The sequence below is a fragment of the Parasphingorhabdus sp. genome, assembly GCF_041748495.1.
Classification (GTDB): domain Bacteria; phylum Pseudomonadota; class Alphaproteobacteria; order Sphingomonadales; family Sphingomonadaceae; genus Parasphingorhabdus.
The window spans coordinates 1-7,466 of record NZ_JBGTDD010000144.1 but is presented as its reverse complement, the minus strand read 5'-3'; the positions used below and the strand labels follow the sequence as shown (position 1 = coordinate 7,466).

Here is a 7,466-nt window from a genome sequence, read left to right as displayed (position 1 = left end):
AAAATATGTAGCTAACACAATCTTGCGGCACCGATCTGACGATGCATTTCACTCGATACGATTCTGGTGCCGCACTATCCCTTTGAGGGTACCCGGGAGAAGTCCGATGGTTTTTGCGACCCGACCATCGGGCTTCTCTTTTTGCGGTCAGGGCCGTAGACGGTCATCAGACGGTCATCCCGCCGCCTTTTGTGATCCCACCACCCTTTCGTCATCCTGAACTCGTTTCAGGACCCCGATCGTCTGCCAACCGACGCGAAAGCTTGCCACTACGGATGCGGAGCCGCCAGGCGGCCGCGCGAGCAATTTTCATCCGCGCGCCGCTCTCCCGTCCGATCAGCTATTCTCACAACCGGTCCCGCGTCAGGCGCGGGACAGGCTCTTTGTCATTCTGGATAATAAAGGAACCGCATCTCGACCGGATGTTGCGTCCGTCGGGAAGGTCACACTCGGCGCCACGCGCCTGGCTGGAAAATCGCTGAAATTCATGGCTTTGGGGCAAAGGTCACCGTAAATAAAAACGCGTGTTGGCGTAAAGCCCGGAAGGATTATTCCTGCATCTCCGCCTCTGCGGTCATGATTGCCTGACCCTCGCTGCCAAGCACCGCCAGAGTGAACTCTTCGCCAACGCGTTTGCCGACCAGATGCAGCGCGCGATTGGCGAAGGCGGGAGACTGACCGCGGAAGGAAAAGCGCGCCAATCTGTTGGCGCCCAGCTGCCTGGCCGCCAGGTTCAGCAACAGGGTCGCCATCAGCGGGCCCTGCACGACCAGCCCGGGATAGCCTTCCTCCTGCACCGCATAGGGGCGGTCATAATGGATGCGGTGGCTGTTGAAGGTCAGCGCCGAATAGCGGAACAGCAAGGGCTCGGACGGCAGGATTTGCTGCTGCCAGTCCCAGTCGCTCAGGTCGGGCTTCGGGGCGCTGACCGGCGGAGCCGATGCAGGCATCGCGGCGGGCTCCCGGTAGACGATATTCTGCCGCTCCCGGATCGTCACCCGGTCGCCGGCATGGGTTTCATGATCGAGAGCGACAAATATCAGATCGCCGGACTTGCCCGACTTTTCCTCGATCGAGGCGATGGTCGAGACGCGGGTGATTGCGTCGCCCAATTGCAACGGCGAATCAAAGGAAACGCTGCTCGATGCCCACATCCGGCGGGGCAGCGGAATGGGCGGCAAAAAGCCGCCTTTTTCGGGATGGCCGTCTTTTGCCAGTTCCGCCGTCGGCCCATCGGGCAGGCAGAGGCACCAGTGCAGCCCCTGCGGAATCTCCCCGGTCACCGGCTGGTCGAGGGTGGCGCAAAAACGCGCCACCAGCCCCGGCGTGATGCTGTCGCTGCGGGTCTCGCTCCGGCCGATCCAGTCTGCCCATTGGCTCATCAATAGCTCCTCGGCAGGCCCAGCACATGTTCCGCGACATAAGAGAGGATCATGTTGGTGCTGATCGGGGCGACCTGGTAGAGCCGGGTTTCGCGATACTTGCGCTCGACATCATATTCCGCGGCAAAGCCGAAGCCGCCATGGGTCTGGACGCAGGCTTCGCCGGCGGCCCAGCTGGCATCGGCGGCGAGCATCTTGGCCATATTGGCTTCCTCGCCGCAATTCTCGCCCGCCTCATATTTGCGCAGACCCTCTTGGACCAGCAGTTCGGCGGCGCGCATCTGGGCATAAGCGCGGGCGATCGGGAATTGCACGCCCTGATTCTGGCCGATCGGGCGGCCGAATAGCACGCGCTCCTTGGCATAAGCGGTGGCTTTCTCGATGAACCATTTGGCATCGCCGATACATTCCGCCGCGATCAGCAGCCGCTCGGCGTTCATGCCCGACAGGATATAGCGGAAGCCATTGCCTTCCTCGCCGATCAGATTGGCGGCCGGTACGCGCATATTGTCGAAGAATAATTCGGTGGTGCTGTGGTTCATCATCGTTTCGATCGGGCGGATGGTCAGCCCGTTGTCCAGCGCCGCATTCATGTCGACCAAAAACACCGACAGGCCGTCGGTGCGCTTGCTCACCTGATCGCGCGGCGTGGTGCGGGCGAGCAGCAGCATCAGGTCGCTATGCTCGGCCCGGCTGGTCCAGAGTTTCTGGCCGTTGACGACATAATCATCGCCGTCCCGCTTGGCGACGGTCTTCAGCGCCAGCGTATCGGTGCCGCTGCTCGGCTCGGTCACGCCAAAGGCCTGCAGGCGCAGCTCGCCGGTGGCGATCTTGGGCAGATATTGCGATTTCTGCTCTTCCGATCCGTGCCGCAGCATCGTGCCCATGATATACATTTGCGCGTGCACCGCGCCGCCGTTACAGCCCTGTGCCTGGATCTCCTCGAGGATCGCCGCCGCCGCCGAAATCGGCAGCCCGGCCCCGCCAAATTCTTCCGGGATCAGCGCCGCGAGATATCCCGCCTCGCCGAGGGCATTGACGAAATCGGTGGGATATTCCCGGGCCTTGTCGCGGGCGCGCCAATATTCACCGGGAAATTTCTGGCACAGCTTGGCAACCTCTTCGCGTATGTCGCTATAATCCTGCATTCCTTCGGGTCCTTCAATCTTTGGGTGCCAAGTTTGCGGCCAAAATGTCGATCCGCCGGTAGATATCCTGCGCCGGAACACCTATAGATGTGGCTGGAAATCATGCGGATTGTCATGCCGATAACCGCACCTATGTCAAAAGACGATATATTTTGGCCCATAAAGGAACATAGTCAATATGAAGACCCGCGCCGCCGTCGCATTTGAAGCCAAGAAGCCGCTGGAGATTGTCGAACTGGATCTGGAGGGTCCGAAGGCGGGCGAAGTGCTGGTCGAGATCATGGCCACCGGCATCTGCCATACCGACGCCTATACGCTTGACGGGCTGGACAGCGAGGGCAAGTTCCCGAGCGTGCTTGGTCACGAAGGCGCCGGTATTGTTCGGGAAGTCGGTGCGGGCGTCACCTCGGTAGCTCCCGATGATCATGTGATCCCGCTCTACACACCCGAATGCCGCCAGTGCAAAAGCTGCCTGTCGGGCAAGACCAACCTGTGCACCGCGATCCGCTCGACCCAGGGCCAGGGGCTGATGCCCGACGGCACCAGCCGGATGTCCTACAAGGGCGAGGCGATCTACCATTATATGGGCTGCTCGACCTTTTCCAACTTCATCGTCTTGCCGGAGATCGCGGTCGCCAAGATCCGCACCGACGCGCCGTTCAACACCAGCTGCTATATCGGCTGCGGCGTCACCACCGGCGTCGGCGCGGTGGTCAATACGGCGAAGGTGGAGCCGGGTGCCAATGTCATCGTCTTTGGTCTCGGCGGCATCGGCCTCAATGTGCTGCAGGGTGCGCGCATGGTCGGTGCCGACAAGATCATCGGCGTCGATATCAACGATGACCGGGAAGAATGGGGCAAGCGGTTTGGCATGACCCATTTCGTCAATCCGAAGAAGGTCGACGGCGATATTGTCGAACATCTGGTCAAGCTGACCGACGGCGGCGCGGATTATACCTTCGACTGCACCGGCTACACCGATGTGATGCGCCAGGCGCTGGAATCCTGCCACCGCGGCTGGGGCGAAAGCATCATCATCGGCGTCGCCGAAGCCGGCACGGAAATTGCCACCCGCCCGTACCAGCTGGTCACCGGCCGCGTCTGGAAAGGCACCGCCTTCGGCGGCGCGCGCGGCCGGACCGACGTACCGAAAATCGTCGACTGGTATGTCAATGGCAAGATCGAGATCGATCCGATGATCACCCACACGCTGACGCTCGAAGAGATCAACAAGGGCTTTGACCTGATGCACGCCGGCGAAAGCATCCGCAGCGTCGTGGTCTTCTGATGGAGACGGTCTCAACCAACCGAAGCTATGCCGGAACGCAGGGGGTCTATTCCCATGCGTCCAGCGAGACCGGAACCGGGATGACCTTCGCGGTCTACGTGCCGGATCATCCGGAGGGCGCGAAACTGCCGGTCGTCTGGTATCTGTCCGGTCTGACCTGCACCCACGCCAATGTCATGGAGAAAGGTGAATATCGCCGGGCCGCCAGCGAACTGGGCCTGATCATTGTTGCTCCCGACACCTCGCCGCGCGGTGAAGGCGTGCCCGACGACAGCGGCTATGACATGGGGCAGGGGGCCAGCTTTTACGTCGATGCCACCGAAGCGCCGTGGTCAGACCATTTCCGGATGCGCAGCTATATCGAGCGGGAATTGCCCGACCTGATCGCCGCACAATTTCCGGCGGATATGGAACGGCAGGCGATATTCGGCCACAGCATGGGCGGCCATGGCGCGCTGACCATCGCATTGCGCAATCCCGGCCGGTTCAAAAGCGTGTCCGCCTTCGCACCTGTCGTTTCGCCGCTAAACTGTCTCTGGGGTGAAAAGGCGCTCAGCGGATATATCGGCGGCGACAAGTCGGCGTGGCGGCAATATGACGCCTGCGCCCTGATCGAGGACGGCGCGCGGGTTGCGGATATATTGGTCGATCAGGGAACCAGCGACAATTTCCTGGACGAGCAGCTGAAGCCGCACTTGCTGGCGGAAGCCTGCGCCAAAGCCGATATTCCGCTCACCCTGAACATGCGCCAAGGCTATGACCACAGCTATTATTTCATCTCCACCTTCATGGAAGATCATCTGCGCTGGCACGCGCAGCGACTTTGAGGGGCATTCGCTGACGGATCAGGAAAAGGCCCTGGCAAGAGCCCTTGTCCTCACGGGTTTGGCAGTCCGGCGATAATCTTGTCGAGGGTGATCGGGAATTCCCGCACCCGGACGCCGCAGGCATTGTATACGGCGTTACCAATCGCTCCGGCCGCCCCGCAGATACCAAGCTCGCCGACGCCCTTGGCCTGTATGGGGTTCGCGTGATGGTCGCGTTCTTCCACGAAGGACACATCGATCTGCGGCACGTCGCGATTCACCGGCACATGATATTCGGCCAGATCATGATTGACCAGATGACCATCACGATGGTCGAAGACCAGTTCTTCGGTGAGCGCGCTGCCGATCCCCCAGACCATGCCGCCATAGCATTGGGACGTGGCGGTTTTCAGATTGAGAACGCGGCCGATGCCAAAGACACCCGTCATCCGGCGCACCCGCGTTTCGCCAGTATAGGCATTGACCGCAACCTCGGCGAAAAAGGCGCCATAAGTCGCCTGCGTGACATCCTCGGACATGTCTCCCGGCTTGATCGCGCCGTCCGCTTCCACGGCCTTGCCCTTGAGCAGGTCGACCAGGGCGATCGCTTTGCCGGACAGCGAAGCCTGGCCATCCTTCAATTCAAGATCCGTCTCGGCGCCGCCCATTTTATTGGCGATCTCCATGCGGATCTTTTCGCACGCCTGAAACACGGCTGAACCGGCCGAAGCGGCTCCCCAGGAACCGCCCGACCCGGGGCCGGAGGGAAGAGCGGAATCGCCGAGCTGGACCTCGACCCGCTCGACCGGGATGCCGAGCATCTCCCCGGCCACCTGACCCAATATGGCGTAGCTGCCGGTACCGATATCGGTCATGTCGGTGGCCACGGTCACGCTGCCGTCGGCATTCAGGGTCACGCGCGCTTCGGCGGGAGACAGGATATTCACTCTTGCCGCCGATGCCATGCCGGTTCCGATCCACCATTCGCCATCGCGGGTAGAGCAGGGTTCAGGCTGGCGGTCCTGCCAGCCGAAGCGCTCGGCTCCCTGATCCAGACATTCTGCCAGCTTGCGGGAACTATAGCCCGTGCCATTGGACGGGTTTTTCTCCGGGATATTGCGCTTGCGCAATTCGACCGGATCGATTCCGACCTTTTCGGCCAGTTCGTCCATGGCGCTTTCCAGCGTCTGCATGCCCACGGCCTCACCCGGAGCCCGCACGGAACCGGCGCACAAGCGGTGTACCCGCGCCATATCGACGCTGGTAAGGCGGGCATCGCCGCCATAGAGAAATTCGGTGGCCTGCGTCACCGGCTCGGCGAAACTCTCGCCCGGCAGATTGGACACCAGGCATTCATGGCCCAGGCCAATCAGTTTTCCGTCCTTGTCGGCGGCAAGCCGGAGGCGCTGGCGGGTTTCCGATCGGCGCATGATCGTTTCGAACACCTGCGGCCGCGACAGGTCGATACGGACTGGTCGACCCAGATCCTTGGCGGCTATCGCCGCTCCGATCGCTTCATGGCTTATACCCAGTTTTGAACCAAATCCGCCGCCGACATAAGGCGACAATATCCGGACATTGCTCTCGGCTATGCCCAGCGCATCGGCGAGTTCCGGCACATTGAAATTGAGCATCTGGTAGCTGCCGCGCAAGGTGAGGCTATGGCCGTTCCAGGAAGCGGTCGCGGCATGCGGTTCCATCGCGGCGCTCGCATGGCCGGGCGTGCGATAGATTTCGTCGACGGTATAGGTGGCCCTGTCCATCGCCTGATCCAGATCGCCTTTTTCGACCGGCTCTTCGTCTTCTTCGATTTCGGCATCGGCATGCTCGGCATCAAATATGCTGTCCGTTCTGACGTCGGTGTAGCTGATTTCCAGGGCTTTTGCCGCGGCGGTTGCAGCCTCGAACGTTTCGGCCACGACCAGCGCGATTGGCTGGCCAAAATAGCTGACCTTCGTGGCACCCTGTACCGGCGCTTCACCCGCCCCGCCTTGCGCAGGCCGATTGAGAAAGCGCTGGTCAGAATATACGCCCAGCACGGAAGGCATTTTCATGGCGCTGTCGACATCGATCTTCTCGACCGTGCCAGCGGGGATCTCTGCGCGGGCGAAGACGCCATAAGCTGTTCCGGGCAGGTTCCATTCAGACGCATAAGTGGCAGTGCCGCTGACCTTCAGCGGGCCATCTGGCCGGTCGAGCGGCTTTCCGACCAGTTGCTGCTTCATGTCATCCAGGCGATCGCGCCGGTCCGGCTGGTCCATTGTCAGGCTGTGCGTCATGCGCCGTCTCCTGTCAGTTCCGCCAAGGCGGCGTGGAGCGTGCGGCGCACGAGCGCTATCTTGAAATCATTGGCGCCATAGCCTTGCGCACCAGCGAGCAGAATATCGGCGGCCCTGTCAAATAGCGCCGAAGAGGGCTTCTCGCCGATCAGGACATCCGCAACCGCAGGATCATGCCACGGCTTGTGGGCAAGCCCGCCGAACGCCAGCGAGGCGCTGCTGATCCTGCCATCCTCCATGTCCACTATTCCGGCGACGGAAACGAGCGCGAAGGCATATGATGAACGGTCACGCACCTTGCGATAGACGTGACGCCCCGGCATCGGTGCAGGCAGCGTGACGGCGGTGATTACATCACCCGTCTCCAGGACATTGTCCCGATCCGGCCGGTCGCCCGGCAGACGGTGAAATTCGCGCACCGGGACGGATCGTTCGCCCTGCCGTCCCTCGATCTGGACCTCGGCGTCCAGAGCGCTCAATGCCACCGCCATATCTCCGGGATAGGTGGCGATGCAATTTTCGCTGGCGCCCAATATGGCATGTATCCTGTTGAAACCGTGCAG

At 61.4% G+C, this 7,466-nt stretch carries 6 protein-coding genes; 2 read left to right on the top strand and 4 right to left on the bottom strand.

Annotated elements, in window-relative coordinates; genetic code table 11:
• Positions 1–548: 548 nt before the first annotated feature.
• Both ACEW8J_RS12590 and ACEW8J_RS12585 read right to left on the bottom strand, forming a co-directional pair.
• Positions 549–1,382: a MaoC family dehydratase N-terminal domain-containing protein gene (locus ACEW8J_RS12590; RefSeq protein WP_373491994.1), complete on the bottom strand. Its 834-nt coding sequence runs from the start codon at positions 1,380–1,382 to the stop codon at positions 549–551.
• The gene (locus ACEW8J_RS12585; protein ID WP_373491993.1) at positions 1,382–2,530 is read right to left on the bottom strand and encodes an acyl-CoA dehydrogenase family protein; all 1,149 of its coding nucleotides are present in this window, start codon (positions 2,528–2,530) and stop codon (positions 1,382–1,384) included. The genes ACEW8J_RS12590 and ACEW8J_RS12585 overlap by 1 nt, the downstream gene beginning before the upstream one ends.
• 178 nt (positions 2,531–2,708) lie before the next feature.
• Here ACEW8J_RS12585 and ACEW8J_RS12580 point away from each other — a divergent pair, with 178 nt between their 5' ends.
• Both ACEW8J_RS12580 and fghA read left to right on the top strand, forming a co-directional pair.
• Positions 2,709–3,818, top strand: a complete 1,110-nt coding sequence (locus ACEW8J_RS12580; protein WP_373491992.1) for an S-(hydroxymethyl)glutathione dehydrogenase/class III alcohol dehydrogenase — start codon at positions 2,709–2,711, stop codon at positions 3,816–3,818.
• On the top strand, positions 3,818–4,645 hold the full coding sequence (gene fghA, locus ACEW8J_RS12575) for an S-formylglutathione hydrolase (RefSeq protein ID WP_373491991.1): 828 nt from the start codon (positions 3,818–3,820) through the stop codon (positions 4,643–4,645). Before ACEW8J_RS12580 ends, fghA begins: the two co-directional genes overlap by 1 nt.
• Positions 4,646–4,695: 50 nt before the next feature.
• Here the strand turns inward: fghA and ACEW8J_RS12570 are convergent, their stop codons facing one another.
• Positions 4,696–6,903 carry a xanthine dehydrogenase family protein molybdopterin-binding subunit gene (locus ACEW8J_RS12570; protein WP_373491990.1) on the bottom strand — a complete coding sequence of 736 codons (2,208 nt, stop codon included), beginning with the start codon at positions 6,901–6,903 and terminating at the stop codon, positions 4,696–4,698.
• A partial coding sequence (locus ACEW8J_RS12565) for a xanthine dehydrogenase family protein subunit M (protein WP_373491989.1) occupies positions 6,900–7,466 on the bottom strand: 567 nt, incomplete at its 5' end. The genes ACEW8J_RS12565 and ACEW8J_RS12570, both read right to left, overlap by 4 nt.

Coding starts and splice junctions, on each gene's coding strand:
- ACEW8J_RS12590 (WP_373491994.1), bottom strand. CDS start 1,382: ATGAGCCAATGGGCAGACTGGATCGGCCGGAGCGAGACCCGCAGCGAC.
- ACEW8J_RS12585 (WP_373491993.1), bottom strand. CDS start 2,530: ATGCAGGATTATAGCGACATACGCGAAGAGGTTGCCAAGCTGTGCCAG.
- ACEW8J_RS12580 (WP_373491992.1), top strand. CDS start 2,709: ATGAAGACCCGCGCCGCCGTCGCATTTGAAGCCAAGAAGCCGCTGGAG.
- fghA (WP_373491991.1), top strand. CDS start 3,818: ATGGAGACGGTCTCAACCAACCGAAGCTATGCCGGAACGCAGGGGGTC.
- ACEW8J_RS12570 (WP_373491990.1), bottom strand. CDS start 6,903: ATGACGCACAGCCTGACAATGGACCAGCCGGACCGGCGCGATCGCCTG.